General features: G+C 76.6%; 26 protein-coding genes. 12 read left to right on the top strand and 14 right to left on the bottom strand.

All coding sequences use genetic code 11. From position 1 onward, the window contains the following. Positions 1 to 43 precede the first annotated feature (43 nt). Positions 44 to 703 carry a response regulator gene (locus tag GY42_RS11585; RefSeq protein WP_046529437.1) on the bottom strand — a complete coding sequence of 220 codons (660 nt, stop codon included), beginning with the start codon at positions 701 to 703 and terminating at the stop codon, positions 44 to 46. Next, positions 700 to 1,947 (bottom strand): sensor histidine kinase, encoded by a 1,248-nt coding sequence (locus tag GY42_RS11580; protein ID WP_052748347.1) that lies wholly within the window; start codon positions 1,945 to 1,947, stop codon positions 700 to 702. The genes GY42_RS11585 and GY42_RS11580 overlap by 4 nt, the downstream gene beginning before the upstream one ends. 117 nt (positions 1,948 to 2,064) lie before the next feature. Here GY42_RS11580 and GY42_RS11575 point away from each other — a divergent pair, with 117 nt between their 5' ends. Then, complete coding sequence (locus GY42_RS11575) at positions 2,065 to 2,739, top strand: hypothetical protein (protein ID WP_082131500.1); 675 nt, start codon at positions 2,065 to 2,067, stop codon at positions 2,737 to 2,739. Positions 2,740 to 2,757: 18 nt separating this feature from the next. On the opposite strand, the gene GY42_RS11570 is transcribed toward GY42_RS11575, so the two are convergent. Further along, entirely contained in the window at positions 2,758 to 3,102 is a 345-nt protein-coding gene (locus tag GY42_RS11570; protein ID WP_046530895.1) for a winged helix-turn-helix transcriptional regulator, read from the bottom strand. A 205-nt stretch (positions 3,103 to 3,307) separates the two neighbouring features. On the opposite strand from GY42_RS11570, the gene GY42_RS11565 reads away from it, so the two are divergent. Further along, a complete protein-coding gene (locus GY42_RS11565; protein WP_046529436.1) occupies positions 3,308 to 4,171 on the top strand; it encodes an SDR family oxidoreductase in 864 nt (287 codons plus the stop codon). Between the two features lie 557 nt (positions 4,172 to 4,728). On the opposite strand, the gene GY42_RS11560 is transcribed toward GY42_RS11565, so the two are convergent. Further along, positions 4,729 to 5,844, bottom strand: coding sequence for a Gfo/Idh/MocA family protein (locus GY42_RS11560; protein ID WP_046529435.1), 1,116 nt, complete (start codon positions 5,842 to 5,844; stop codon positions 4,729 to 4,731). A 307-nt stretch (positions 5,845 to 6,151) separates the two neighbouring features. On the opposite strand from GY42_RS11560, the gene GY42_RS11555 reads away from it, so the two are divergent. Beyond that, positions 6,152 to 7,153 carry a TIGR03557 family F420-dependent LLM class oxidoreductase gene (locus GY42_RS11555; protein WP_046529434.1) on the top strand — a complete coding sequence of 334 codons (1,002 nt, stop codon included), beginning with the start codon at positions 6,152 to 6,154 and terminating at the stop codon, positions 7,151 to 7,153. Between the two features lie 21 nt (positions 7,154 to 7,174). Here the strand turns inward: GY42_RS11555 and GY42_RS11550 are convergent, their stop codons facing one another. Beyond that, entirely contained in the window at positions 7,175 to 7,846 is a 672-nt protein-coding gene (locus GY42_RS11550; RefSeq protein WP_046529433.1) for a winged helix-turn-helix transcriptional regulator, read from the bottom strand. A gap of 109 nt (positions 7,847 to 7,955) precedes the next feature. Here GY42_RS11550 and GY42_RS11545 point away from each other — a divergent pair, with 109 nt between their 5' ends. From GY42_RS11545 to GY42_RS11520, 6 genes are all read left to right on the top strand, one after another. Then, positions 7,956 to 8,597: a maleylpyruvate isomerase family mycothiol-dependent enzyme gene (locus GY42_RS11545; protein ID WP_046529432.1), complete on the top strand. Its 642-nt coding sequence runs from the start codon at positions 7,956 to 7,958 to the stop codon at positions 8,595 to 8,597. A 209-nt stretch (positions 8,598 to 8,806) separates the two neighbouring features. Further along, the gene (locus GY42_RS11540) at positions 8,807 to 9,958 is read left to right on the top strand and encodes a VIT1/CCC1 transporter family protein (RefSeq protein WP_046529431.1); all 1,152 of its coding nucleotides are present in this window, start codon (positions 8,807 to 8,809) and stop codon (positions 9,956 to 9,958) included. Positions 9,959 to 10,060: 102 nt separating this feature from the next. Continuing rightward, the gene (locus GY42_RS11535; RefSeq protein ID WP_046529430.1) at positions 10,061 to 10,444 is read left to right on the top strand and encodes a BlaI/MecI/CopY family transcriptional regulator; all 384 of its coding nucleotides are present in this window, start codon (positions 10,061 to 10,063) and stop codon (positions 10,442 to 10,444) included. Then, complete coding sequence (locus GY42_RS11530) at positions 10,441 to 11,790, top strand: M56 family metallopeptidase (RefSeq protein ID WP_152667285.1); 1,350 nt, start codon at positions 10,441 to 10,443, stop codon at positions 11,788 to 11,790. Before GY42_RS11535 ends, GY42_RS11530 begins: the two co-directional genes overlap by 4 nt. Before the next feature lie 134 nt (positions 11,791 to 11,924). Then, the gene (locus GY42_RS11525; protein WP_052748346.1) at positions 11,925 to 13,235 is read left to right on the top strand and encodes an LCP family protein; all 1,311 of its coding nucleotides are present in this window, start codon (positions 11,925 to 11,927) and stop codon (positions 13,233 to 13,235) included. 49 nt (positions 13,236 to 13,284) lie between these two features. Next, on the top strand, positions 13,285 to 14,250 hold the full coding sequence (locus GY42_RS11520) for a siderophore-interacting protein (protein WP_082131498.1): 966 nt from the start codon (positions 13,285 to 13,287) through the stop codon (positions 14,248 to 14,250). A 111-nt stretch (positions 14,251 to 14,361) separates the two neighbouring features. On the opposite strand, the gene GY42_RS11515 is transcribed toward GY42_RS11520, so the two are convergent. Both GY42_RS11515 and GY42_RS11510 read right to left on the bottom strand, forming a co-directional pair. After that, a complete protein-coding gene (locus GY42_RS11515; protein ID WP_052748345.1) occupies positions 14,362 to 15,546 on the bottom strand; it encodes a Fic family protein in 1,185 nt (394 codons plus the stop codon). A gap of 100 nt (positions 15,547 to 15,646) precedes the next feature. Then, entirely contained in the window at positions 15,647 to 16,081 is a 435-nt protein-coding gene (locus GY42_RS11510) for a pyridoxamine 5'-phosphate oxidase family protein (RefSeq protein ID WP_046529427.1), read from the bottom strand. A gap of 202 nt (positions 16,082 to 16,283) precedes the next feature. On the opposite strand from GY42_RS11510, the gene GY42_RS11505 reads away from it, so the two are divergent. Next, on the top strand, positions 16,284 to 16,730 hold the full coding sequence (locus GY42_RS11505; protein WP_152667284.1) for a hypothetical protein: 447 nt from the start codon (positions 16,284 to 16,286) through the stop codon (positions 16,728 to 16,730). Positions 16,731 to 16,883: 153 nt separating this feature from the next. Here GY42_RS11505 and GY42_RS11500 read toward each other — a convergent pair whose 3' ends face one another. Further along, positions 16,884 to 17,306 (bottom strand): VOC family protein, encoded by a 423-nt coding sequence (locus tag GY42_RS11500; RefSeq protein WP_046529425.1) that lies wholly within the window; start codon positions 17,304 to 17,306, stop codon positions 16,884 to 16,886. 98 nt (positions 17,307 to 17,404) lie between these two features. On the opposite strand from GY42_RS11500, the gene GY42_RS11495 reads away from it, so the two are divergent. Beyond that, positions 17,405 to 18,478 (top strand): helix-turn-helix transcriptional regulator, encoded by a 1,074-nt coding sequence (locus GY42_RS11495; RefSeq protein WP_046529424.1) that lies wholly within the window; start codon positions 17,405 to 17,407, stop codon positions 18,476 to 18,478. A 168-nt stretch (positions 18,479 to 18,646) separates the two neighbouring features. Here GY42_RS11495 and GY42_RS11490 read toward each other — a convergent pair whose 3' ends face one another. The 3 genes from GY42_RS11490 to GY42_RS11480 form a co-directional block, all read right to left on the bottom strand. Beyond that, positions 18,647 to 19,492: a helix-turn-helix transcriptional regulator gene (locus tag GY42_RS11490; protein ID WP_046529423.1), complete on the bottom strand. Its 846-nt coding sequence runs from the start codon at positions 19,490 to 19,492 to the stop codon at positions 18,647 to 18,649. A gap of 141 nt (positions 19,493 to 19,633) precedes the next feature. Further along, complete coding sequence (locus GY42_RS11485) at positions 19,634 to 20,572, bottom strand: SDR family oxidoreductase (protein ID WP_152667283.1); 939 nt, start codon at positions 20,570 to 20,572, stop codon at positions 19,634 to 19,636. 414 nt (positions 20,573 to 20,986) lie between these two features. Continuing rightward, a complete protein-coding gene (locus tag GY42_RS11480) occupies positions 20,987 to 21,616 on the bottom strand; it encodes a phosphatase PAP2 family protein (RefSeq protein ID WP_046529422.1) in 630 nt (209 codons plus the stop codon). A 273-nt stretch (positions 21,617 to 21,889) separates the two neighbouring features. Between GY42_RS11480 and GY42_RS11475 the strand changes: the two genes are divergently transcribed. Further along, entirely contained in the window at positions 21,890 to 22,879 is a 990-nt protein-coding gene (locus GY42_RS11475) for a bile acid:sodium symporter family protein (protein WP_046529421.1), read from the top strand. Positions 22,880 to 22,942: 63 nt separating this feature from the next. Here the strand turns inward: GY42_RS11475 and GY42_RS11470 are convergent, their stop codons facing one another. Genes GY42_RS11470 through kdpC form a run of 3 tightly spaced genes read right to left on the bottom strand, consistent with a single transcriptional unit; the run spans position 22,943 to position 26,762 of the window. Next, positions 22,943 to 23,620, bottom strand: coding sequence for a response regulator (locus GY42_RS11470; protein ID WP_046529420.1), 678 nt, complete (start codon positions 23,618 to 23,620; stop codon positions 22,943 to 22,945). Further along, complete coding sequence (locus GY42_RS11465; protein WP_330217849.1) at positions 23,617 to 26,175, bottom strand: sensor histidine kinase; 2,559 nt, start codon at positions 26,173 to 26,175, stop codon at positions 23,617 to 23,619. The genes GY42_RS11470 and GY42_RS11465 overlap by 4 nt, the downstream gene beginning before the upstream one ends. An 8-nt stretch (positions 26,176 to 26,183) precedes the next feature. Further along, on the bottom strand, positions 26,184 to 26,762 hold the full coding sequence (gene kdpC, locus GY42_RS11460; RefSeq protein ID WP_046529419.1) for a potassium-transporting ATPase subunit KdpC: 579 nt from the start codon (positions 26,760 to 26,762) through the stop codon (positions 26,184 to 26,186). Positions 26,763 to 26,768 lie beyond the last annotated feature (6 nt).

Raw genomic sequence — 26,768 nt, 5'->3', positions numbered from 1 at the left:
GGCCCGGGTCGGCGCCGGACCCGGGGGAGCCCGCCGGGACGCCTCAGCCCCGGGCGCCGCGCGCCAGGACCCCCGCCTGCAGCCGGGTGCGCACCCCGAGCTTCGCGAGCACGTGGCTGACGTGCGACTTCACGGTCGTCTCCGACACGACGAGCCGCTCGGCGATCTCGGCGTTCGACAGCCCGTCGCCGAGGCCGTCGAGCACGTCGCGCTCGCGGGCCGTGAGGGTCGCGAGGCGGGCGTCGTCCGGGCCGGGCGTCGGCTCGGGTGCTGCGGCGGGCTGCGTCGCGACCGCGTCGAGCAGGCGCCGCGTCACCTCGGGGGCGAGCACGCCCTCGCCGCCCGCGACCCGCCGCACGGCGTCGACCAGCTCGGCCGCGCCGACGGACTTCAGCAGGAACCCGGCCGCACCGGCACGCACCATGCCCAGCACGTACTCGTCGAGGTCGAACGTCGTCAGCGCGACCACGTCCGCGAGCCGCTCGCCCACGATCGCCGCGGTCGCCGTGATGCCGTCCGTGCCGGGCATGCGCACGTCCATGAGCACGACGTCGGGGCGCAGCGCGCGGGCCTGCCGCACCGCGACGTCGCCGTCGGACGCCTCGCCCACCACCTCGACGTCGCCCGACTGCTCGAGCATGAGGCGCAGACCCGCGCGGATCGCGGCGTGGTCGTCGGCGAGCAGCACCCGCACGGGCGTCATCGGGGGTCCTCCGGGGTGGGGGTCAGGGGGAACGTCGCGCGCACGCGCCACACGTCGTCGGCCGGGCCCGCGGTGAGGGTCCCGCCGAGCGCGGCGGCGCGCTCGCGCATGGTCTGCAGGCCCGTCGACGACGACAGCGCGGGGTCGGCGGGCGCCGGCGCGTGCTCCGGCAGGGCGTTCTCGACGACGAGCCCGAGCGTGCCGCCGTCGCGCGTGCAGCGCACCGTCGCCCGGCCCGCGCCGTGCTTGCGCGCGTTCGTCGCGGCCTCCTGCGCGATGCGGAACGCCGCGTGGTCGACCGCCGCGGGCAGGCCGTCCGGCACGTCGCCGACCACGTCGAGGTCCAGGTCGGGCAGCCGCGCGAGCCCGGCGGGCGCCGTCGTCGCGTCGGGTGCGGCGCCCTCGCGCAGCACGAGGATCATCGCGCGCATCTCGGTCAGCGCGTCGAGCGCACCCGTGCGCGCGGCCGTCAGCGCGGCGCGGTCGCGGTCCGTGTCCGGCGGGGCGTTGAGCGCCGCCCCGGTGTGGATCGCGACGGCCGACAGGTGGCCCGCGACCACGTCGTGCAGGTCACGGGCCATGCGCGCGCGCTCGTCCTGCACGGCGCGCACCCGGTCCAGGGCGGCGATGCGCGCGACGTCGTCGGCGTGCTCACGGGCCAGGTCGGCGCGGGCCCGCTCGGCGTCCGCGCGGCGCGCCTGCTCGGCCGCGAGGGCCTGCGAACGCCGCACGTCCGTGCCCCACCACCACGGCGGCAGCAGCAGCGCGAGCGCGACGAGCGTGAGCTGCGCGACGTCCTGGGTCCCCAGACCCGCGACGACCGCCCCGACGGGCGTCGCCACGACCAGCGCCGTCAGCGTCCCGAGGACCGCCGCACGCGGCCGGCCCGACGCCCGCACGGCGACCGTGAAGATCGCGTCGAACAGCACGAGGTACATGCCGAGGCTGCCGCCCATCGCCGCGTCGGCCAGCGTGAGCACCGTGACGCCCACCAGCGCGGCCACGGGGTGCGTCCGCTTGCCGAGCAGCACGGTCGTCGCGACGACCAGCAGACCCGCCTGCCACGGCAGCGGGCCGCCCGGCACGTCGACCAGCGGCACGTCGCTGCCGACCATGCGGACGTCCAGCGTCAGCAGCAGCAGACCCCCCAGCAGCAGCGCCACCGAGTCCCACCGCGCGGCCTGCGGGCTCTCGCGCGCGAGCCACCACGTGGTGTCGAGGCGGGCACGCAGGGCGGTGAGCATGCGCCCATCCCAGCACGCGCGCCGCCGTGGGCACTCGTCCGAACGGAGGAGCGCCCGCGCGCAGGACGGTCCGTCCGCCGGACGCGGGCGCGGGCCGGTGCGCGCCACGGTGCTCGCATGGACGTCATCGGGTGGATCCGCGAGAACCCCGTCGCCGCGCTCGTCGTGGCCTGCGAGGTCGCGTTCTGGGTGTTCCTCGCGGCGGCGATCGTCGCGCGGTACGTGCTGCGGCGCCGCCGGCTGTCGACCGTGCTGCTGCTGTGCGAGCCCGCGATCGAGGTGGTGCTGCTGGTCGCGACCGTCGGCGACCTGCTGCGCGGGTCCGAGCCGACGTGGACGCACGGGCTCGCGGCGCTCTACCTCGGGTTCACGGTCGGGTTCGGGAAGTACACCGTGCAGCGCGTCGACGCGTGGGTGGCCTGGCGGTTCTTCGACGGCCCGCGCCCGCCCAAGCCCCCGGCGGGCGGCCGCGCGCGTCTCGCGCACGAGTGGCGGCTGTGGCTGCGCGTGCTGCTCGCGTGGACCGTCGCCGTGGCCGTGCTCGGCGTGCTGTGGCTCATCGCGAACGCGCCCGACCAGCGCGAGGTGCTGCTCGGATGGGGCGGACGGGCGACGCTCGTGCTCGTGCTGTGGTTCGTCACCGGGCCGGTGTGGCAGCTGTTCGCGGGCGGGCTGGGGGAGCGGGCGTCGGACGACGACGCGGACGGGGCCGCGTCCGACCGGTCGGTGGACCGGGCGTCCGGCCTCGCGCGCGGGGCCGCGTCGTCGGCGGGCCGCGACGGGGCGTCGTGACCCCGCGGCAGGCGGCCCTCAGGCGGTGCGCTCGCCGACGATCGCGTCCGCGTGGTCGACGATCCACGACATGAGCGGCAGCAGCCGCGTCGCGAGGTCGACGCCGAGCGGCGACAGCGCGTAGTCGACGCGCGGCGGCACGGTGGCCGTCACGGTGCGCTCGACCAGGCCGTCGGCCTCGAGCGTGCGCAGCGTCTGCGCGAGCATCTTCTCGCTGACGCCCTCGACGACGCGGCGCAGCTCGCCCCAGCGCAGCGTGCGCTCCGAGAGCGCGACGAGCACGAGCACGCCCCACTTCGACGTCACGTGGTCGAGCACGACGCGGCTCGGGCACGCGGCGGGCAGCTGGCCCGCGGCGAGCATCTGCTGCAACGGCGTCGCTACCGGTGTGGTGGCCGTCACGTCGGTCGCCGTCGCCAGCGCTGCTGCCTGCATGCTCACCTCCGGGTAGGTACCCGACAGGAAGGTGGGTACCGCGTCGTGGGAAAGTCTAGGCGAGCACCACCGTTGACCCGGGCGAACGCATCACCGCGCGGTCGTCCGGCCGCACCCACCGAGGAGGATCACCATGTCCGTCGTCGTCACCGGGGCCACCGGCCACCTGGGCCGTCTCGCCGTCGAGGGCCTGCTGGCCGCGGGCGTCACCGACGTCGTCGCCGGCGCGCGCGGCACCGACCGCGTCGCCGACCTCGTCGCCCGCGGGGCGCGCGCCGCCGAGGTCGACTACGACCGCCCCGAGACGCTCGCCGCGGCCTTCGCCGGTGCCGACACGGTCGTGCTCGTCTCGGGCAGCGAGGTCGGGCGCCGCGTGCCGCAGCACCAGGCCGTCGCCGACGCCGCCGTCGCCGCGGGCGTCCGTCGCGTGGTCTACACGTCCGCTCCGCACGCCGACGCGACCGAGCTGGTGCTCGCGCCCGAGCACAAGGCCACCGAGGAGCTGCTCGCCGCGTCCGGCCTGGTCACGACGATCCTGCGCAACAACTGGTACACCGAGAACTACGTGCAGAGCCTGCAGCAGGCCGCCGCGACGGGTGAGATCGTCGGGTCGGTCGGGCAGGGTCGTGTCGCGTCGGCGTCGCGCCAGGACTTCGCGGACGCGATCGTCGCGGTCGTCACGGGCGAGGGCCACGACGGTCAGGTGTACGAGCTCGCCGGTGACGTCGCGTGGACGCACGACGAGCTGGCCGCCGCCGCGTCGCAGGTGCTCGGCCGTGACGTCGTCTACCGCGACGTCACGCCCGAGGAGCAGCGCGCCGGGCTGCTGGCCGCGGGCCTCGACGAGGGCACCGCCGGGTTCGTCGTCGCGCTCGACCAGAACATCGCCGCGGGCACCCTCGCGGACACCGACGGCACGCTGCGCCGCCTCGTCGGCCGCCCGACGACCCCCCTCATCGACGGCCTGCGCGCCGCCTGGACCGCCGCGGCCGCCTGACGGCCGCCCCCGTCCCGCCCGGCTGTCCCGCCGGGCGGGACGGTCGGTCCGCGAGGCCGGGCCGGCGTCGTCCATCGCCTCGATGCGCGACGCCGGCCCGGTCTCGTCGGATCGGCGTCACGGTGGGTGGACGTCGGCCCCGGTCATCGGTCGCGTGCGGGCACGCGTCGACGCGACGGATGGCGGCCCGGACGCGTCGTCGTGCCGTCGTCACCGTGATCCGTCGCGCCGGGGAAGCCGGCAGCGCGACGGATGACGGTGTCACCCTCGGGTGTCCGCCGGGCGGGACGGGTCGCTCGTGAGACCGGGCTGACGTCCTCCGTCGGCGAGATGCGTGACCTCAGCCCGGTCTCGTCGGATCCACGTCCCAGGTCGCGGACCTCGACCCCGTCATCGGTCGTCGTCAGGCGTCCGTCGGCGCGACGGATGACGGGCTCGTCGGGTCGGGACCTCGTGTCGTCGGTCGGGACCTCGTGTCGTCGAGGTCGACCCCGTCATCGGTCGCGTGCGTGCACGCGTCGGCGCGACGGATGACGGGGTCGCTCCCGGCGCACGTCTCAGACCGCGTCCGCCCATGCCTCCGCGGCCGTTCGGACCTCCCGGCCCGTGCGGGCGGACTCCTCGATCGCGAGCCCGAGCAGGTGGTCCTGGCAGCCGTCGGCGAGCGGGTACGGCGGCGGCCCGTCGCCGCGCAGCCACGCGCCCGACGCGTCGAGCAGGTGCGCGACCGCGAGGTCGTCGTCGGCGAGCCGCGCGCCGACGAACGGGTTGCGGTACAGCACGCGGCCGTCCATCGACAGATGCTCGAGGTCGAACCCGTCCAGGTTCTGCTCGATGCCGGCCTGCCGGCGCTCGATGCGCGACGTCAGCACGGTCCGCTCGTCGACGCGACGGGTCACGGCGTCGTCGACGATCTCGCCGTGCGAGCCGCGGACGACGATCCTGTTGGTGCGCAGCGGGTTGTGCCACTGGTTGTCGGTGAAGTCGTAGAGCACGGACCGGCCGTCGCCCAGGTCGAGCGTCGCCAGGATCTGCCGCGCCGGCTCGGCGTCGACCTTGCTCGTCCACCCGTCGCGCTCCAGCGGCGAGAGCAGCGGCGCCGTGAACGCCAGCGCGCGCACCGTCACGGGCCCGCGGCCGGCGCCCAGCAGGTGCCGCGCGAGCCCGGCCGCGTGGTACAGGTGCGTCGACGACACCTGCACCTGCGTCGGCTCGCCGATGGTCCCGGCGGCGACGACGGCGTGTCGTGCCTGGTGGGACGGCATGAACGGCGAGTGCTCCGCGACCTGCACAAGGCCTGTGGGTCCGACGTCGGCCCACAGCGCGCGCAGCCCGTCGACGTCGGGCGCGGGCGGCGTCTCGGCCAGCACCGGCACCGCCGCGTCGACGATCTCGCGCACCGCGTCGGGCGTCACGGGCCACGGCGTCGCGGTGACCACGAGCTCAGGCCGGTCGGGCGCGACGCCCGCACCGGGCAGCGCACCCGTCACGAGCTCCTCGATGGTGCGGACCGTCGGCACGCCCCACGCGGCCTCGACCCACGCGCCGCGCTCGGCGGTGCGGGTCACGACGCCCACGCACCGGAACCGGTCCGGCAGCAGGCGCGCCACGCGCACGAAGAACTCGGCCCGCCACCCGGACCCCACCACCCCGAACGTCACCGGCTGCGGCACGCGGACCTCCTCGTCGTCGTCCCCGACCCTAGCCGCGCCCCGCCCCACCCCCCGCGTGAGAGGTCGATCCGGTCCCGGCCCGTCGTCGTCGACGGTGGGGTGGATCGCCGTCACGAGTGGTCGGTGAGGCGGGATCGGCCTCTCGCCGAGGGGACTGGGGACTGGATTGCGCTCTCGCGGGGGAGGTGAGGGGGACTGGATTGCGCTCTCGCGGGGGAGGTGAGGGGGACTGGATTGCGCTCTCGCGGGGGAGGAGGGAGTGGGGGTTCGGGATGCCGGATCGTCGCGGTCGGGTCACCCTCGGGAGGTGACGCGATTCGGGTACACCCTCATGACCGAGCAGTCCGGCCCGCGCGAGCTCGTGCGCTACGCGCAGCACGCCGACCGGCTGGGCTTCGACTTCGCGGTGTCGTCGGACCACTACTTCCCGTGGCTCGACGAGCAGGGCCACGCGCCGTACGCGTGGGGCGTGCTGGGTGCGGTCGCGCAGGCGACCGAGCGCCTCGAGCTCATGACGTACGTGACGTGCCCGACCATCCGGTACCACCCGGCGGTCGTCGCGCAGAAGGCCGCGACGCTCGCGCTGCTCTCCGAGAACCGGTTCACGCTGGGCGTGGGCGCGGGGGAGAACCTCAACGAGCACGTGGTGGGCGAGCGGTGGCCCGCGGTCGGCGAGCGGCACGACATGCTCGAGGAGGCGCTGGAGATCATCCACCAGCTGCTCACGGGCGACCGCGTCACGTACGAGGGTGCGCACTTCCGGGTCGACTCGGCCAAGCTGTGGGACGTCCCCGAGGTGCCCGTGCCGATCGCGGTCGCCGTGTCGGGCGAGCAGTCCGTGCAGCGGTTCTCGTCGCTGGCCGACCACCTGGTCGCGGTCGAGCCGGACGCCGACCTGGTGCGGCGCTGGGACGAGGCACGCGCGGGCCTGGAGGCGCTCGAGGCGCTCGGTCCGTCCCGCAAGATCGGGCAGATCCCCATCTCCTGGGGTCCCGACCGCGACGAGGCCGTCGCGCGGGCGCACGAGCAGTTCCGGTGGTTCGGCGGCGGCTGGAAGGTCAACGCCGACCTGCCGACGACCGAGGCGTTCGACGCCGCGAGCCAGTTCGTGCGCCCCGAGGACGTGGCCGACGCGATCCCGTGCGGACCGGACCTCGACGCCGTGGTCGAGGCGGTCAGCGCGTTCTGGGAGGCGGGCTTCACGGACGTCGCGCTCGTGCAGGTGGGCGACGCGCTGCAGCAGCGGTTCCTCGACGAGGCCGCGGGCCCGCTGCTGGAGCGGCTGCGCGAGGCGGCGCCGGCCGGCTGAGGGGCCCGTGGGCCGACGGGCTCAGCGGCGCAGCGCGGTCGCGTCGAGCAGCGCACGCACGGCGTCGACGGACCCGCGGACGCGGACGTCGGTCACCGTGTCGACGGCGGCACCGCCGATGACGACGGCCTTGAGCGCGCGGGTCGGCGCCTCGACGGTCGCGTCGGGGGCGACGTCCGCGGCCGAGCCGCGCTCGACGGTCGTGCCGGCGGTCCCGACCCGCCCGCTGTAGGTCACGGGTGCCGCGCCGTCGCGTCGTGAGTCGGTGAGACGCAGCTCGACGACCGCGGGCCGCGGGCCGGGCCGGGCGTGCGCGCGCATCGCGAGCACGAGCGTGTCGGGGCTCATGTCGGCGTCCCACGGCAGCGTCGGCGACCCGACGGCCCACTGCGAGAGCGCGGTGTTGACGGCTTCGAGCCGCTGCCCCCAGGCGGTGAGCGCGTAGACGTCGACGTCGGCGGGGGCGGGCAGGTGCTCGCGGGTGAGGACCCCGTGCTGCTCGAGCTCGTGCAGGCGTTGCGCGAGCACCGAGGGGCCGATGCCGACGACGTCGCGCTGCAGCTGGGTGAACCGCTTGGGTCCGAGCAGCAGCTCGCGGACCACGATCATCGTCCACCGGTCACCGACGACGTCGAGCGCGTGCGCGGCCGCGCAGCCGTCGTTGTAGGAGCCGTACGTCCGTCGTCCTGCCACCGGCCCAGCGTACGCCCCTGACTACGACGACAGGATCGTCCGCTACGGTTATCGAAGCGACCGACCGTGCCCGCGGGTCCCGGTCCCACCCCGAGGCCGAGGAGCCAGCGTGACCCTGCAGACCCCCGACCAGCTCTGGGCCGCGATCCACGCCGAGCGCACCCGCCTGGCCGACGACCTCACGGGCCTCACCGACGCGCAGTGGGCGCACCCGACCCTGTGCGCGGACTGGACCGTCGAGGACGTCGTCGCCCACCTCACCGCCGCCGCGACCACCGGTCGCTGGGCCTGGCTGCGCAGCATCGCCGGGGCGCGGTTCCGGCCCGACGTGCACAACGCGCGGCGCCTCGCCGAGCACCGCGGCCCCACCCCGGCCGCCACGCTCGCGGCCTTCCGCGCGGTCGTCGACGCACGCGTGGCCCCCACGGGCGACCTGTGGGCCTGGCTCGGCGAGGTCGTCGTGCACGCCGCCGACGTCCGCGAGCCGCTCGGGATCGCGACGGCGCCCGACCCCGACGCCGTGCTCGCCGTCGCCGAGGGCTACGTGCGCAAGGACTTCGCGGTCGACTCCCGGTCCCGCGCGCGCGGCCTGCTGCTCGTCGCGACGGACAGCGGCTTCGTCTCGGGTGCGGGTCTCGGCGTCGAGGGCACGACGCTCGACCTCGTGCTGGCGCTCGCGGGGCGAGCCGCGGTGCTGCCGCGGCTCACCGGTGACGGCGTCGGGACGCTGGCCGGGCGGATCGGCGGCTGACGCCGGCCGACCCTCGGCCGGCGCTCGCAGCTGGTCCCGCACAGCACCGCGTTGGGTCGCCACATCGCTCGGGCCGTCCGGACCACGCGTCTTCGGCCGCCCGAAACCCCTCGTGACGGGTGTGCCACGCGCGTCGTCGCACGCCCTCGCAACCGCGCGCGCTCGCCTACCGTCGGCAGGACACCCCCCCGTCCTGCCCTGGAGTAGCCGTGCCCGCGTCCCGTTCCCAGCTGCGCCGGTGGCGCCGCAACCTCGCCGACGAGCGCGCCGAGGCCGCCGTCTACCGTGACCTCGCGAGCCGTCGCGACGGTGAGGAGCGCGAGATCCTGCTCGCGCTCGCGGAGGCCGAGCGGCGTCACGAGGCGCACTGGCTCGAGCTGCTGGGCGACCAGGTGGGCCCGCCCGCGCGCGGTGCGTGGCGCACGCGCGCGCTCGGGTGGCTGGCCCGGCGGTTCGGCTCGGTGTTCGTGCTCGCGCTCGCGCAGCGCGCCGAGGCCCGCTCGACGTACGGCTCGGACGCCGAGGCGACGCCCCGCATGGCGGCCGACGAGCAGATCCACGAGGAGGTCGTGCGCGGCCTCGCGATCCGGGGGCGGCAGCAGATCTCCGGCACGTTCCGTGCCGCGGTGTTCGGCGCGAACGACGGCCTGGTGTCGAACCTCGCGCTCGTGCTGGGCATCGGGGCGAGCGGCGTCTCGACCGGCACCGTGCTGCTCACGGGTCTCGCGGGGCTGCTCGCGGGTGCGCTGTCGATGGGCGCGGGGGAGTACGTGTCGGTCCGGTCGCAGCGCGAGCTGCTGGAGGCCTCGCGCCCCGACGCCGACGCGGCGGCCGCGCTCACGCACCTCGACGTCGACGCGAACGAGCTGTCGCTGGTCTACCGTGCGCGCGGCATGGCGGCCGACGAGGCGCAGGCGCGGGCCGACGTCGTGCTGGCGTCGCTCGCGCACTGGGAGGCGCAGCGCGCCGTGACGGGGTCGCTGCTGCGCACGTCGACGACGCTGCCCGGTGGTGCGGACGCGCCCACGCTCGCACCGGACGAGGCCGTCGTGCCCGTCCCCGAGCGGGACGAGCACGAGTCGATCGGCACCGCGTGGGGCGCCGCGATCGCGAGCTTCTGCTTCTTCGCGTCCGGTGCGCTGATCCCCGTGGTGCCCTACCTGCTGGGGGCCGAGGGGTTCACGGCTGTGCTGTGGTCGGCCGGGCTGGTCGGCGTCGCGCTGCTGGGGACGGGGTCCGTGGTGGGGCTGCTGTCGGGGGCGTCGCCGCTCAAGCGTGCGCTGCGGCAGCTCGCGATCGGGTTCGGGGCCGCGGCGGCCACGTACGCGCTGGGGCTCGTGTTCGGCACGTCGGCGCTCTGACGGGTCCGCGCGCCGGCGTGCACGGCGCGACGGGCGGGCGTACGCCACCTCTTCTTACGACACCTGTAGTACGTTGACGACAGTTGTCGAAAGGAGAGTGCCGTGCGACGCCTGCCCGACGCCGAGCTCGACGTCATGGACGTCCTGTGGTCCGCCACCGGACCGCTCACCACCCGCGCGGTGGTCGAGTCGGTGCCCGCCGAGCGCGGGTGGAAGATCCAGACCGTCGCGACCCTGCTCGGCCGCCTCCAGGCCAAGGGCTTCGTGCGCTCGACGCGCACGGGCCGCGACCTGCACTACGTCGCCGAGGTCGGCCGTGACGAGTACCTCGCGTTCGAGACCGGCCGTTTCATGGAGCGGTTCCACCGCGGCAGCCTGCGCAGCCTGCTCGCGAGCTTCGCCGCCGACCGGCCCGTCGACGACGCCGAGCGGCGCGAGCTCGAGGCGTGGCTCGACGCGCGCGAGCGCGGCACGGACCGGCCGTGACCGCGTTCGCCGTCTGGCTCGCCGCCATGACCGCGTTCACCGCCGCGGCCCTGCTCGCCGACCGACGCTGGTCCGCACGGCTGCGGCCGACCGTGCTCGCGGGTGCCTGGTTCGCGCTCGCGGTCGCGTGGCTCGTGCCGTTCCGCCCGGCGCGGCACGTGCCCGCGACCGCGTTCCCGCTCGATCCGACCGCCGCGGTCCCGACCGGCGCGCCGCCCACCGCCTTCGCGCCGTCGGGTCCGGGCCTGCCCGGCATCGGGTGGGCGGTGCCCGGCGCCGGCACGCTGCTCGACCGCGTCGGCACGGCGGGCGCCGCGCGCGCCGCCCTCACGGTCCTCGGCCTCGCGTGGGCGGCGGGCGCCGTCGTCGCGCTGGTCCGCGCCGTCGTCGCCCGTCACGCGATGCGGACCCACGTCGCGCGCTGGGGCGTCGAGGTCGACCCGGCGCTCGTGCGCGACCTGCTCGGCGCGGACGTCGGCGGACCGACCCCGCGCGTCGTCGTCGCACCCGTCCCCGCGCCCGTCGTGCTCGGGCTGCGCTCGCCGCGCGTCGTGCTGCCCGTGATCGACACGGACACGCCCCTCGTGCTGCGGCACGAGGTCGCGCACCTGCGCCGGCGCGACCCCGCGCAGCGCGTCGCGCTCGTGCTCGTCCGCGCCGTGCACTGGTGGAACCCGGTGGTCCGGCGCGCGGTCGACGCCGCCGTCCGCAGCTCCGAGGTCGCGTGCGACGCCGCCGCGACGGCGCACCTCGGCCGGGCGGGACGCGTGCGGTACGCGCGCGCCCTGCTCCACGCGCACCCGGCGGCGCCCGCCCCGGGGCGCCTGCTGGTCCCCGCACTCACGGAAGGACACGACGTGGCACGACGCATCACGACCCTGTTCGAGGACCGACCGCGACGGCGCGGGATCGGGGTGCTGGCGCTCGGGGCCGCGCTCGTGGTCGGCGTCGGCGTGCCGGTGTGGGCCGGCACGGGCGGCGCCGCGACCCCGCCCGGGTGCGTGCCCGGCAGCGTCGTCGAGGAGGACGGCGCCCGCGCGTGCGAGCTCGTCGACGACCCGGCGGTCCCCGCGCCCGCGGGCTGGTCCAGCGAGAACGCGACGTCCCTGGTGCCCGGCGACGGCGTGGACCTCGGGCTGCAGCCGTGGCTCGGCGCCGACCTCACGGTCGACGACCACGGCACCGTGCGCTACCGCGGCGAGGCCGTCCGCGGCTTCGTCGGGGCACGGGACGACGGCGCGCAGACGACCTGGTGGGACGACGACGGCGACGTGTACGTGCTCGCCGGCGCCGACGGGCGCCTCCGGCAGGTCGCGGCGCAGGACTTCCCGTTCGACGCGAGCTGACGTCGTCCGCCTCCGCCGCGCCGCCCCACGTGGGGCGGCGCGGCGCCGACGTCCAGGACCTCTCCGTGGGACCTTCACAGACCCGCTCCACGACCCCCGGCGCGCCCACGACCAGCACTCCTACCGTCGACGGTGTGACCCAGGACCCCGTCGGACCCCGCCACGCGCGCACGCTGCGACCGTCCGTCGCGCGCGTGCCCGTGCTCGTGCTCACCGGCGTGCTGACGCTCCTCGCGTCGGGCGCCGCGGCCGTCTACCTCGACCTGCGCGGGCAGATCGACGTGTCCGACGTCTCCGGGCTGGTCCTCGCGACGCCGCGCGCCGACGCCACGACCGCGGCCCCGGGCGACCCGTTCGCGGGCGACGCGATGAACGTCCTCGTCATGGGCACCGACCTGCGGGACGCCGAGAACGCGGCGCTCGCGGGCGAGGCCGAGGGCATGCGCTCGGACACGACGATGCTCGTGCACGTCGCGGGCGACCGGACGTGGGCCGAGGTCGTGTCGATCCCGCGCGACTCGCTCGTCGAGCTGCCGGAGTGCGTGCTGCCCGGCGGGGGGCGCTCGAAGCCGCGGACCACGATGTTCAACGAGGCGTTCTCGATCGGCGCCGGGCCCGAGCAGGACGTCGACCACGCCGCGGCGTGCACGATCAACGCCGTGCAGGCGCTGACGGGCGTGACGGTCACGCACCACGTGGTGGTGCGCATGACGGGCGTGATCGACGTCGTGGACGCGCTCGGCGGCGTGCGCATGTGCCTGCCCGAGCCTGTCGACGAGAGCCCCCGGTACGGCGACCTGCACCTGCCGGCGGGCGAGCAGCGGCTCGACGGCCGGCAGGCCATCGGGTTCCTGCGCGCGCGGCACGGCACGGGCATGGGGCTCGAGCTGGGCTCGGACCTCACGCGCATCGCGCGTCAGCAGGCGTTCGTGCAGTCGGCGGTGCGCGAGCTGCTCGCCAAGGACGTGCTGGGCGACGCCGACGAGCTCTACGGCGTCGCGCGGGCCGTGCTCGGTGCGCTGAGCGCCGACCCGCAGCTCGCCGACCCCGTGCGCCTGGCGGCGTTCGGGTACTCGCTGCGCGGCATGGACCGGGCGCGGGTCGTCTTCACCGAGGTGCCCGTGCGGCAGGCGCCGAGTGACCGCAACCGCGTGGTGTGGACGTCCGCCGCCGACGAGATCTGGCAGCGGCTCGCGTCGGACACGCCGCCCGCCGCGCTGGCACCGCCCGCGCCGACGGCCGGCCCGGCGCCGACCGGTGAGCCGGCGGGTGGGTCGACGGGCAGCGCGACGCCCGACGGGGAGGGGAAGACCTCGCCCGGTGGGCCGACGCCGGACGCGTCGCCCCCCGGCACGCCGACGCCGGACCCGACGCCGCACCAGGTGCCCGCCGTGCCGCCGCAGGACGAGGTGCTGGCGGGCGTCTGCGCTGACGTCCGCGAGTGACCCGGTCGGGGGTTGCGCTGTGAGGTGAGGCTCACCTTATGCTGAGCTCGTGACTCAGCCGCCCACGACGACCATCGTCGAGACGACTGCCCCGGCGACCCCGTTCCGCATGTTCCACGTGCGGGTCGCGGCGCTCCGACGCCTGTGCCCGAGCCTGCTCCGCGTGACCTTCACGGGTGACGACCTCGACCGGTTCGCCGACAACGGGTTCGACCAGCGCATCAAGTTCTTCCTGCCGATGGCGGGCGCGTCGTACGCGGACCTCATGGACCTGGGCCGCACGGGCGACTGGTACGGCACGTGGCGCGCGCTGCCCGCCGAGCAGCGTCACCCGATGCGCACGTACACGGCGCGCGGCGTGCGCCCCCACCCGCGCGAGCTCGACGTCGACGTCGTCCTGCACGGCGACTCCGGTCCCGCGTCGCGCTGGGCGTCGACCGCGCAGGTCGGCGACGAGCTGGTCGTCATGGGCCCCAACGCCGACCACGCGGGCCCGCACGGCGGCGTCGACTTCGTGCCGCCCGCGCGCACCGACCGCCTGCTCATCGCGGGCGACGAGACCGCGCTGCCCGCGATCGCCGGGATCGTCGAGCGGCTCCCGCGTGACGCCGTCGGCGAGGTCCTCGTCGAGATGCCGTGGTCCGACGACCGCCTCGAGCTCGGCGCGCCCGAGGGCGTGCGCGTGCACTGGCTGGGCCGCGACGGCCGCGAGCACGGCGACCTGCTGGTGCCCGCCGTGCAGGCCGCGTGCGCGCGCCTGCTGCCCGGTCAGGCCCCCGCGCCGGACCTCGACCTCGAGGACGTCGACGTCGACGCGGGCCTGCTGTGGGAGGTCCCGGTCGACTACGCGACCCACACCGCGCTGACCGCCGAGGCGCACCTCTACGCGTGGCTCGCCGGCGAGGCCGGCGTCATCAAGACCCTGCGCCGCCACCTCGTGCGCGACTGCGGCGTCGACCGCAAGGCCGTCGCGTTCATGGGGTACTGGCGGCAGGGGAAGTGCGAGTCGGACTGAGTCGCGCGCTGCGCGACCCCGATGGCACGGGGTGACCCACGTACCTCGACATCACGGTGCTTGGGGTGGGGCTGGGTCGAGGTGCCGAGGCCGGCGGTGTGACGGCCCGCCTCAACCGAACCGCAGTCGGTCCACCATCACGTCGGCCTCGTCCAGCACGTCACCCGCGGCCCACGCCATGTCGCGTCGCGACTCCGTGATGCGTCGCAGCACGCCCGCGTCCTCGAGTCGCTCGATCGCCGCGTAGGCCCGCGCGGTCGAGACGCCGGTGAGCCGTGCGACGTCGGAGGCGTCGACGACCGGGTGTCGCGGCAGGACGTCGAGGAGCGCCACGGCGGCACTGTCGGACCGTGCGCGCACGGTCTCGCGCCACTGCGCGGGCAGGGCGGCGAGCCGCGCGGCGGAGACGGCGGCCTCGCGCGCGGCGCGCGTCGTCGCGTCGGCGAGGAACGCGACGAACGACTCGACCTCGCCGGTGCGGTAGTCGTTGACGAGGCGGAAGTACGTGTCGCGCTCGGCGACGATCGCCGACGCGACGGGCACGGCCATGCGCCGCGTCATGCCGCGGTAGCGCCACAGCGCGTTGACGAGGGTGCGGCCGACGCGCCCGTTGCCGTCGGTGAAGGGGTGGATCGACTCGAACTGCGCGTGCGCGACGGCCGCGTGCACCACGGGGTCGAGGTCGGTGCGGCGCAGGAAGCGGATCAGGTCCGCCATCAGGTCAGGGACTCGCGCGGGTGTCGGCGGGACGTGCAGGGCCCCGCGCGGTGAGCGGTTCGAGCCGCCGATCCAGTTCTGGACGGATCGCAACCGGCCCGCGTCCCACTTCTCCTCGGGGTCGTCGGCCATGAGGGGGCGGTGCGCCGCGAGGACGTCGCCGAGCTCGATGCCGTCCGTCGCGCGGTCGATCAGGAGCGTCAGGCCGTCGATCGCGCCCTTGACGGTGCGCGCGCTGCGCGGGGCGCGGATGCCGTACTGGGCGCGGGCGAGCTGGTCGACGGTCGTCAACTCCTCTTCGATGCGCGAGGAGGCGATCGCCTCGGTGCGCAGCAGGAACGGTTCGAGCGTCGCGACCTGGTCGGCGTACGCGGCCTCGAGGACGCCCACCTCCACGGCTGCCGCGCGCGCCGACTCCAGCGCCTCCCGGCCGACCTCGACGACGACGTCGGCGATGTGCGGCGGGATGCTCGCCTCGTACGTAGAGATCTCGGCGCGTCGTCCGCTGGCGGGGATCCACCGCAGGGTCTCGGACTCGTGCGGGGGTACGCCGGATCGGGGGTCGACGTGCGTGCTCATCCGCCCTCCGAACCATGAACAGAGATGCAGATATTCTCGCATCCTGGAATATCCGAGAACAAGGGCGTTGTCGTTCTCGTTTCCGAGAGGCCGCTCCGCCTCAGTACGCGTACCGCCGCACCCTCTCCGGGTGCAGCACCAGCAGGACCTGCCGCTCGTCGGCCTGCGCGGCGAGGTCGGCCTGGCGCACGGGGTCGGTCATGTCCCAGTAGCGCGGGGCGAGGCGGGCGGCGAGCGCGTGCGCGGCCGCGTCGTCGTCGTGGATCGTGACGTGGCCGGTGACGGCCACCCAGTGCTCACGTTCCTCGACGGGCGCGGCGACGACGAGCGACGCGCGGGGGTCGCGGCGCAGCCGACGGACCTTGAGGGCGTCCGCGGCGCTGAACAGCCGGATCGTGCCGTCGTCGGCGAGCTCGAACCACACCGGGCGCGGCTGCGGGGGCGTCGCGCCGTCGGCGGTGGTGAACCAGCCGTGCAGCGGGCGGCGCAGCAGGGTCAGGTCGGCGTCGGTGAACGGCGTGTCGTCGGTGCTCATGGCGGCTCCCGGGCTCGGTGGTGCGACGTCGGTCGCAACGCGTCCGGGCCGCCTGGGCTTCCGGCGCGGCGCTCGGTCGTGCCCTGCGCGCGCGTTTTCGTCACGGTGCGTACCCGTGGGTACCCTCCCGTGGCCGGGCGGACGACGGGGGGTGCCCAGCGGCACGCCCGTCGTCGTCCTCCCCGTCCACCAGGAGGACCCCGTGACCCTCGAGACCGCCCCGGCGCCCGCGTCGGCCGGCCGCCGGCCGATCGTCGTCGCAGCGGCCGCGATCCTCGTCGTCGTGCTCGCGGCCGGCGCCGCGTTCCTCGCGCTCAAGGTGCCCGCCGACCGCGCCGCGCGGCTGTTCGCGCACGACGCGTCGGCGCACGTCGAGCGCGTGCTCGCGCTGGTCGGCACGCCGCACGCCGCGATCGTCGCGATCGACACCGGACGCGTGCCCGCCCCGCAGGTCGCCACGGGCGTGGGGCTCAGCGGCGTGCACCGGACGGTGAGCGCGCTCGTCCCGCGGTACGACGACGGGCTCGACGCGCTGCGCGACGGCCTGGCGGCCACCGTGGCGGCGCCCGCGGATGCCCCGCCGCCTGACCTCGCTCCGCAGACGACCGCGCTCGCCGACGTGCGCGCGGCCCTGCTGTCGGCCGTCTGACCCGCCCGGCCCGACGACCACGGGCGGGCCGACGACCGCCAACCGGCCCGACGACGGCGGGCGGCCCGATGACCGGCGAGCGGCCTGACGACCGCGAGCCGCCCCCGCGACCGCGGGCGGGGACCGGTCGGCCCCGCCCGCGACCGACCGGACTCAGCCCGCCCAGGCGACCTCGAGGTCCAGCACCCACGTCACGCCGAAGCGGTCGGTGAGCATGCCGTACAGCGGCGACCACGCCGACGGCGCGAGCGGCACCGCGACCTGCGCGCCGTCGGCCAGGAGATCCCAGTGGCGGCGCAGCTCGTCGGCGTCGGTGCCGCGCACCGACACGAACACCGGGATCGTGCCCGGGTCGTGGGGCAGGCGCGACGGCACGTCGTACGCCATGACGTGGAAGCCGGCGGGGGACAGGACCTGACCCCAGCTGACCTGGTCGGCCTCGTGGGGCTCGGTGTCGCTGCCCGCCTGCGCGTGCGTGACGACGGTCAGCTCGCCGCCGAACACGTCGCGGTACAGCTCGAGCGCGGCGCGCGCGTCGCCGCGGAAGTTCAGGTGGGTCGTGGTCGTGAGGCTCATGCGTGCTCCCCGGGGGTGTGGTGCCGGTCCGTCCGACGACGGCACGTTCGCAGGCCTTGCGGTCAGGTCCTGTCCGCATGGCCGCCTAGGTTGGGGGCATGACGACGCCCGCCGCGACGACCGCCCGGCTGCTGCGGCTGCTGTCGCTGCTGCAGGCGCGCCGCGACTGGCCCGGGCCGCTGCTCGCCGAGCGGCTCGACGTCAGCGCGCGCACCGTGCGCCGCGACGTCGAGCGGCTGCGGGACCTCGGGTACGCGATCGACGCGACGCGCGGCACCGACGGCGGGTACCGGCTCGACGCGGGCGCCGAGCTGCCGCCCCTGCTGCTCGACGACGACCAGGTCACGGCCGTCGCGGTCGCGCTGCAAGCCGCACCGCTGCTCGGCACCGACGTCGACGACGCCGCCGAGCGCGCGCTCGCCACGATCCGCCGCGTCATGCCCGAGCGGCTGCGGCGCCGCGCCGACGACGTCCGGTTCGTGCCGCTGCCCGACGCGAGCCCGACACCGTCGACGACCGACGCGCTCACGCTGCTGACAGCGGCCGTCCGCCGTCACGAGGTCGTGCGGTTCGACCACGACGCGCCCGGCGCCGACCCGGACGCGCCGTCCGGCCCGCCGCGCCGCGTCGAGCCGCACCACGTGGTGGCGACCCGCGGCCGCTGGTACCTCGTCGCGTGGGACCTCGACCGCGACGACTGGCGTCTGTTCCGCGTCGACCGGCTGCGGCTGCGCGCGCACACCGGCGGCCGGTTCACGCCCCGCCCGGTGCCCGGCGGCGACGTGCGCGCGTTCGTCGCCGCCCGGTTCCGGGGGACGGCGCCCGGTGCGACGCCGGACGCCACGGGTCCGGGCGGCCCGGCCGAGGCGTCCCCGGCGCGCACGCCCGCCGCCCCGCGCGGGGCGGCGGGCTGGCCCTGCACCGGCACGGCCGTGCTGCGTGCGCCCGCGCGCGCCGTCGCGCCGTTCGTCGACGACGGGACGGTGGAGGACCTCGGCGACGGGCGCTGCCGCGTCACGCTCGGCGCGTGGTCGTGGGTCGCGCTCGCGGCACTGCTCGGCCGGTTCGACACCGACGTCGAGGACGTCGCGCCGCGTGCGCTGGCCGACGCGTGCGCGACGCTCGCCGCGCGCTACGCGGCCGCCGCGCGACGCTCCGCCGACCTGCCCTGACGGGCACCGCGCGCCGCTGCGACCGGCCGGGTTCCCGAGCGCCGTCGCGCCGGCCCGACGGCGGTCGCGCACCCCGCGACCACGTGCCCGACGGGCGTCGCGCACCCCGCGACCACGTGCCCCGACGGCCGTCGCGCACCCCAGCGACCACGTGCCCCGACGCGAACGTCAGTCGACGGCGACCGCACCCCGCGGCCCCAGCGCCGCGAGCAGCTGCAGCTTGTCGTGGCTGGCGGTGCCGGGCGTCGCGGTGAGCACCAGCAGCACCTGGCCCTGGTCGGGGTCGTGCAGGATCTGGCACTGCAGCTCGAGCTCGCCGAGGTCGGGGTGCCACAGGCGCTTCTCGCGCCACGACGTCGAACGCACCTCGTGCTCCTGCCACAGCGCGGCGAACTCGGCGCTGCGCGCGAGGAGCGCGTCGACGAGCGCGGCCGCGCGCGAGCGCGGACCCTGCGCGGCGTGCGTCGCGCGCAGGTCGGCGACGAACGTGCGGCCGACCTCGCGGTGCTCCTCGGGCGGGTAGACCTCGCGCGCGGCCGGGTCGACGAACCAGCGGTACACGACCGCGCGCATGGGTCCGCGGTGCTGCGTCTCGTCGCCGAACAGCGCGCGCGCCGCCGCGGTCTGCACGAGCGTCTCACCCAGGTCCGTCATGACCTGGGCGGGCGTGTCGGCGAGGCGGTCGAGCACGCGCATCACGCCGGGCGACACGTGGTCGCCGCCCGTCGAGCGCGCGGGTGCGTTCTGCCCGGCGAGGTGGAACAGGTGGTCGCGCTCGGGCAGCGTCAGGCGCAGGGCCCGCGCGATCGCCCCGAGCATCTGCGGCGACGGCTGCGGGCCGCGCGACTGCTCCAGGCGTCCGTAGTAGTCGACGGACATGTCGCTGAGCGCGGCGACCTCCTCGCGGCGCAGGCCCGTGGTGCGGCGGCGCGAGCCGCGGGGCAGGCCGACGTCCTCGGGCTGCAGCGCCTCGCGGCGGCGGCGCAGGAAGTCGGCGAGCTCCACGCGGTCCATCCCTCCATCGTGCGGGGTCGATGAGGCGGCGGGAAGGGATCGGCGATCCCCCTCTGGTGCCGTCTGGCGTGACTGGATCGCGCTCTCGCGACCGGGGTGGGGGTGGGGCGGGGTGACTGGATCGCGCTCTCGCGACCGGGGTCAGGGGGTGGGGGGCGTGCCGGTGAGCCGGTGGGAGACGTCCCAGACGCGGCGCGCGTCGTCGCGGTCGGTGAGCGGCCGGTACAGCGGCTGCTCGGCGGGCGGCCCGCCGAGGTGCTGGAACCCGCGCGGTCCGTACAGGTGCCCGCCGCGCGCGTCGGGGGCCGTCGCGGCAAGGACCGCGGGCAGCGCTGCCGACGTGACCGTGCCGACCACCCAGCCCCGCCGCGACAGCCCCGCGATGACGCGCCGCCCGAGCCGCTCGCGCTCGCGCCCGAACCCGGGCTGCGCCGCGAGCAGGTTGGTCGGCGAGACGCCGGGATGGGACAGCGTGCTCGTGACGCCCCAGCCGCCGGCCACGCTGCGGCGCTGCAGCTCGACCGCGAACAGCCCCAGCGCGAGCTTCGACGAGCCGTACGCGCGCCCGGGGTGGTAGCCGTGCTCCCAGCCCAGGTCGTCCCAGTGCACGGCGGCCCGCGCGACGGCGATGCTGACCTGTGTCGTCACGCGGCCGCGCGCGGCGGCGAGCAGCGGCAGCAGGTGCGACGTGAGCGCGACGTGCGCGAGGTGGTTGACGCCGAGCTGCAGCTCGAACCCGTCGGCGGTCGTGCGCCGTGTCGGCGGCTCCATGACGCCCGCGTTGTTGACGAGCACGTCGACCGGACGGCCGTCGGCCAGCAGCGTCGCGGCGAACGCGGCGACGGACGCGAGGTCCGCGAGGTCGGCGTGTCGCACGTCGAGGCGCGCGTGCGGCACCTCGGCGCGCAGCCGGTCGGCGGCGGCACGGCCCTTGGCGAGGTCGCGCACCGGGAGCACGACGTCGGCGCCGGCGCGCGCGAGGTGCCCGGCGACGTGCACGCCGATGCCGTCGCTGGCGCCCGTGACGACGGCGAGCCGCCCGGTGAGGTCGGGGACGTCGGATGCGGCGAGCAGGGGCACGGTGACCTCCGGCGGTGGGTGGCCGCACCGGGCGGTGCGACCGCTCCATGCTCGGCGCCCGGGCGGCGCGGCGGCAGGGCGCGTGCGTCCGGGGACCGCGGGTCCCTGCCTCCCGCGACCTGGGCGTCGTGGGTGAGGTGACTGGATCGCGCTCTCGCGACCTGGGGTTGTGGGCGACTGGATCGCACTCTCGCGACCGGGGGTTGGGGGTGACTGGATCGCGCTCTCGCGACCTGGGGTTGGGGTGACTGGATCGCGCTCTCGCGACCGGGGTGGGCTCCGCGGGCCGGGCGCTCTGCCGGCGCGGCGTGCCGACGGGGCCCTCGAGCGGACGTGCGTGTGCGGCGTTCCGGCTGCCCTGCGGCCGGAACGCCGCACACCTCGTCCGTGATCCGTGTCCGGTGGCCCGTGGCGTCAGGCGGTGGCGGGGGTCCCGCCGCGGTGGCGACGCACGACGACCGCCGCCGCCCACGCCACGAGCGCGGTGACGCCCACGCCGACGACGGCGCCCAGCGCGACGTCGTGCGGGTAGTGCACGCCCTCCATCACGCGGCCCGCCGCGGCGACCGCCGCGAGCCCGACCGACGACCACGCGACCCACGCCGCACGCGTCGCGACCACGAGCACGACGACGGCCGCGAACGCGACCGTCGCGTGGTTGGACGGCAGCGACCAGTCCCCGGGCGGCGGGCAGTGCGCCGCGTACGGCCACCGCGTGCACGGGCGCTCCTGCGTGAGCACGAGCTTGAGCCCCTCGCTCGTGCCGTACGCGACGGGCACGCCGCCCGCCGCCGCGAGCGTCACGGGGAGCCGGTCGCGGTGCGCGCGCCACGCGTGCCCCACGGCCAGCGCGACGCCCGTAGCCAGCAGCCCGAGCGCGCCCAGCGACACCAGGTCGACGCCCGGCACGCCGGCCGTCACCGACGCGACCGCGCGGTACAGGGTCGGGCTCAGGCTGCCCGGGAACGGCAGGAGCAGCAGCGCCGCGGCGGCGGCGGCCAGGGCGGCGAACGGGGCGAGCGTGCGGCGGTCGAGTGCGGTCATGCGGGCGACGATAGGTGCGTGACCTGCGGCGTCGCGTCGGCCCGGGGGTGGTCCGTCCCGTCGCGTGCGTCCCCCCGTGGTGGGGCCGCGCCTCGGACCGGGGTCCGAGCGGGTGCCTGCGTCGGTGGTGAGGGACGCCCCGGCCGCGGCGCGGGCGCCGCCCCGGCCCGGCCGTCCCGACACGACGTGGACGCCCGCCCAGGGTTCGTCCCATGTGCGCGAGGATGGCGACGTGACGTCCCGCCCCCGCACCTGCCGTCCCCCTCGCGCCGCATGAAGGCGCCCGCCTGGCTCCGGTGGCTCGACCCGCTGACGGCGATGATCGTCGGCGTCCTCGTGCTCGGGCTGCTGGTGCCCGTGCCGGAGGCCGTCGGCGAGGTGCTCGACGTCGTGCGCACGGTCGCGATCGTCGTGCTGTTCTTCCTGTACGGCGCGCGCATGCCCACGCGCGAGGTCGTCGACGGGCTCAAGCGGTTCCGCCTGCAGGGCTCGATGCTCGCGGCGACGTACGTGCTGTTCCCGGTGCTGGGGCTGCTCGTGCAGCTGCTGCCGGACGCGGTGCTCGACCCCGACCTGCGCCGCGGCGTGCTGTACCTGGCGCTGCTGCCGTCGACCGTGCAGTCCTCGGTGCTGCTGACGTCGGTCGCGCGCGGCAACGTCGCGGGCGCGATCACGGGCGCGACGATCTCCAACGTGCTCGGCGTCGTCATCACGCCCGTCCTCGTGGCCGTGCTCATGGGAGCGACGGGCGCCGGCATCGACAGCGGAGCGATCACCGGGATCCTGCTGCAGCTGCTGCTGCCGTTCGTCGCGGGGCAGGTCGCGCAGCCGTGGATCGGCGCGTGGCTGCGCGGGCACGGCAAGATCACGCGCACCACCGACCGCACGACGATCCTGCTGGTCGTGTTCACGGCCGTGAGCGAGGCGCAGACGTCGGGCGCGTGGGACCACCTCACGGCCGGTGCGCTCGTGGTGCTGCTCGTGGTGTGCGCGGTGGTGCTCGCGGCGATGCTGACGATCACGTGGCGCGGCGGCGGCCTGCTGGGCCTCGACCGCGGCGACCGGATCGCGCTGCTCATGTGCGGGTCCAAGAAGTCCGCCGCGACGGGGCTGCCGATGGCGGCCGTGCTGTTCGCGCCCGCGGTCGCGGCGAGCGTCGCGCTGCCGGTGATCGTGTTCCACCAGCTGCAGATCGTGGTGTGCGCGATGCTCGCGCGGCGCCTCGCGCGCACCGACCCCGAGCCGGAGCCCGCGCGCCCCTGAGCCCGCGCCCCCGAGCCCCGCGCCTCTGAGCCCCGCGCAGGGGCGCGAGGAACCGGGCCCGCGTCACGGCGCCAGCCGGTACCCCCGCGCGGGTTCGGTGAGCAGGTGCCGCGGGTGCGCGGGGTCGGGCTCGAGCTTGCGGCGCAGCTGCGCGACGTACACGCGCAGGTAGTGGCTCTCGGTGTCGAGGTACGGGCCGCGCAGCTCGCGCAGCAGGTCGGCGCGGTCGACCACGCGGCCGACGTTCCGCGCGAGGATCTCCAGCAGGTGCCACTCGGTGGGCGTGACCTGCACGTCGGTGCCGTCGGGGCGCTGCACGCGCCGCGCCGCGAGGTCGACCGTGAACGCCGCGGTCCGCACCTGCGGGCGTCCGGCCTGCGGCACGGCGCGGCGCACGGCGGCCCGCAGCCGCGCCATGAGCTCGTCCATCGCGAACGGCTTGGTCACGTAGTCGTCGGCGCCCGCGTCGAGCGCCTCGACCTTGTCGTCCGACGTCTGCCGCGCCGACAGCACGACGACGGGCGTCGAGGACCACACGCGCAGCGCGCGCAGCACGTCGAGCCCGTCGACGTCCGGCAGCCCCAGGTCGAGCAGCACCAGGTCGGGCGGGTCGCCCGCGAGCAGGTCGAGCGCGGCCGTGCCGGTCGCGACGGCGTGCACGTCGTACCCGTGCACGCGCAGGCTCACGCCCAGCGCACGGGCCAGCGCCGGGTCGTCCTCGACGACGAGCACACGGGTCACGCGCCACCTCCGTCCAGCGGGATCGTCAGGACCATGGTGAGGCCGCCGCCGGGCGTGTCCTCGGCGTCGAGCGTGCCGCCGTCGGCCGTGACGAACCCGCGCGCCACCGCGAGGCCCAGGCCGAGCCCGTGCCCGCGGGGTGCGTCGTCGAGGCGCTGGAACGCCGTGAACATCGCGGCCTTGCGGTCGTCGGGCACGCCGGGGCCGTGGTCGACGACGCGCACGACGACGACGTCGTCGACCTGTCCCGCGCTCACGCGCACGGGCGCGCCGCCGTAGCGCACGGCGTTCTCGACGACGTTGGCGAGCGCACGCTCGAGCAGCGCGGCGTCGACCGTGACGAGCGGCAGGTCCTCGGGGACGTCGACGTCGACCGCGCCCTCGGGCACGCCGGCCAGGGCCGCGGGCACGACCTCGTCGAGCGCGACGGGCGCGCGCCGCGGCACGACCACGCCCGCGTCGAGGCGGCTCATGTCGAGCAGGTCGTCGACCAGGTGCTGCAGCCGGTCGGCGTTGTGCTCGGCGTCGCCCAGCAGCGCCGTGCGCTCGTCGGCGGGGATCGCGTCGCCGAGCGAGCGCAGCGCCGAGACCGACGCCTTGATCGCGGCGAGCGGCGTGCGCAGGTCGTGCGACACGGCCGCGAGCAGCGCGGTGCGCATGGCCCCGCGCTCGCGCTCGGCGCGCGCCGTGCCGGCCTCGACGCGCAGCGCGTCGCGCTCGAGCACGGCCTCGACCTGCAGCCCGACGGCGCGTGCGAGCCGCACCTCGTGCGGCGGCGGCGTGCGGCCGGTGAGCACGAGCCGCAGCGCGTCGGTCACGGGGACCTCGGTGGGGCCGTCGTCGGGCCCGTCGCGGGGAACCGCGCCGGGTGCCGCGTCGAGAGCCGCACCCGGTGCCGCCCCGGCCGCGGGTGCGTGCGCGGTCGCGACGTCCACCCACGGCGCGGCGGGGGCCGCCCGGCGCTGCGCCACGACGTCCCGCAGCCGCAGCGCCTCGCGCAGCGCCTCGAGCGCCGCGCCCGCGGGGTCCTCGCCGCCGAGCGACGCGGCCGCCGTGGCGGCGAGCGTGTCGGCCTCGGCGCGGGCGCGCGCGGCCTCGGCGGTGCGGCGCGCCGCGAGGTCGACGACCGCCGACACGCCGACGGCGACGGCCACGAGCACGACGATCGCGAGCGCGTTGCGCGGCTCGGTGATGTTCCACGTGCCGACCGGCGGCGCGAACAGCACGTTGCTGAGCGCGCCCCCGAGCGCGGCGGCGACGAGCGCGGGCACGAGGCCGGCGACGAGCGCGACGCCGACCGTGAGCGCGAGGAACAGCATGAGCGCGATCGACAGCGTGTCCCACGTGGTCGCGGCGTCGAGCGCGAGCGCGAGCGCGGGCGGCCCGGCGACCGCCAGCCCCCAGCCGAGCAGGCGGCGCCGGCCCGTGAGCGTGCCGCGGCGCGGCGGGCGCCGGAACCGCCGGCCGCCCGCGTGCGGGTGCGTCACGACCAGCACGTCGATGTCCCCGGCGTCGCGGATCACCTCGGTGCCGACCCCGGGCGACAGCGCCTGCGCGAGCCGCGAGCGCCGCGTCACGCCGAGCACGATGCGGCTCGCGTTGACGCCGCGCGCGACCTCCAGGACGGCGGCCGCGACGTCGTCGGCGACGACCGTGTGCCACGTGCCGCCGAGCTGCTCGACCAGCAGGCGCTGCCGGGCCAGCGCGTCGGGCGGCGCGCCGCGCAGGCCGTCGCCGCGCAGCACGTGCACCGCGAGCAGCTGCCCGCCGGCGGACTGCGCGGCGATCCGCGCGCCGCGCCGCAGCAGCGTCTCGGTCTCGGGCCCGCCGGTGACGGCGACGACGACGCGCTCGCGCGCGGGCCACGGGTCGCTGATGCCGTGCGCGGTCCGGTACGCCTCGAGCGCGTCGTCGACGCGGTCGGCGGTCCACAGCAGCGCGAGCTCGCGCAGCGCCGTGAGGTTGCCGACCCGGAAGTACTGCGTGAGCGCGGCGTCGACGGTCTCGGCGGCGTAGACGTTGCCGTGCGCGAGGCGGCGCCGCAGCGCCTCGGGGCTCATGTCGACCAGCTCGATCTGGTCGGCCCGACGCACGACCGCGTCGGGCACGGTCTCCTGCTGGCGGACGCCCGTGATGGCGCGCGCGACGTCGTTGAGCGACTCCAGGTGCTGCACGTTGACGGTCGTGACGACGTCGATGCCCGCGGCGAGCAGGTCCTCGACGTCCTCCCACCGCTTGGCGTGCCGACCGCCGGGCGCGTTGGTGTGAGCGAGCTCGTCGACCAGCGCGATCTCGGGGTGCCGCGCGAGCACGGCGTCGACGTCGAGGTCGGTCAGCGTGGTGCCGCGGTGCTCGACCGTGCGGCGCGGCACCACCTCGAGGCCGTCGAGCAGCGCCGCGGTGCCCGCGCGGCCGTGCGTCTCGACGAGCGCGACGACCACGTCGGTGCCGCGCTCGGCCCGGCGGCGCGCCTCGTCGAGCATCGCGTACGTCTTGCCCACCCCGGGGGCCGCGCCCAGGTACACCCGCAGGCGGCCCCGCCGCACGTCGTCCACGGGACCGATCATCCCGCCGCGGCGGCGACCGCGGCGTTCAACGTGACGACGTCGACGCGCGGTTCGCCGAGGAACCCGAGGTCGCGACCGGACGTCGCGTCCGCGACGAGCCCCCGGACCTGCGGCTCGGGCAGGCCGCGCTCGCGCGCGACGCGCGGCACCTGCAGCGCCGCGTACGCGGGGCTGATGTCGGGGTCGAGCCCCGACGCGGACGCCGTCACCGCGTCGGCCGGGACGGCGGCGGGGGAGACGCCCTCGCGCGCGGCGACGTCGGCGCGTCGCCGCTCGACCGTCGCGAGCAGGTCGGGGTTCTGCGGGCCGAGGTTCGACGCGCCCGACGCGAGCGCGTCGTACCCGTCGCCCGCGGCGGACGGCCGGGGCAGGAACCAGCCGGGGCCGTCGAACGCCTGGCCGACCAGGCGCGAGCCGCGCACCTGCCCGTCGACGACCAGGGGCGACCCGTCGGCGCGGTCGGGCACGACGCGGCCCACGGCCCACACGGCCGTCGGGTACGCGACGCCGAGCAGCAGCGTGAGGGCCAGGAGCAGGCGCAGGCCGCCGAGGGCCTGCCGGGCGAACGCGGTCACGTCGGT

The organism is Cellulomonas sp. FA1, from assembly GCF_000986825.1.
GTDB classification, from domain to species: domain Bacteria; phylum Actinomycetota; class Actinomycetes; order Actinomycetales; family Cellulomonadaceae; genus Cellulomonas; species Cellulomonas iranensis.
Note: the sequence above shows the minus strand (reverse complement) of the source record. Positions and strands in the feature narration are given on the sequence as shown.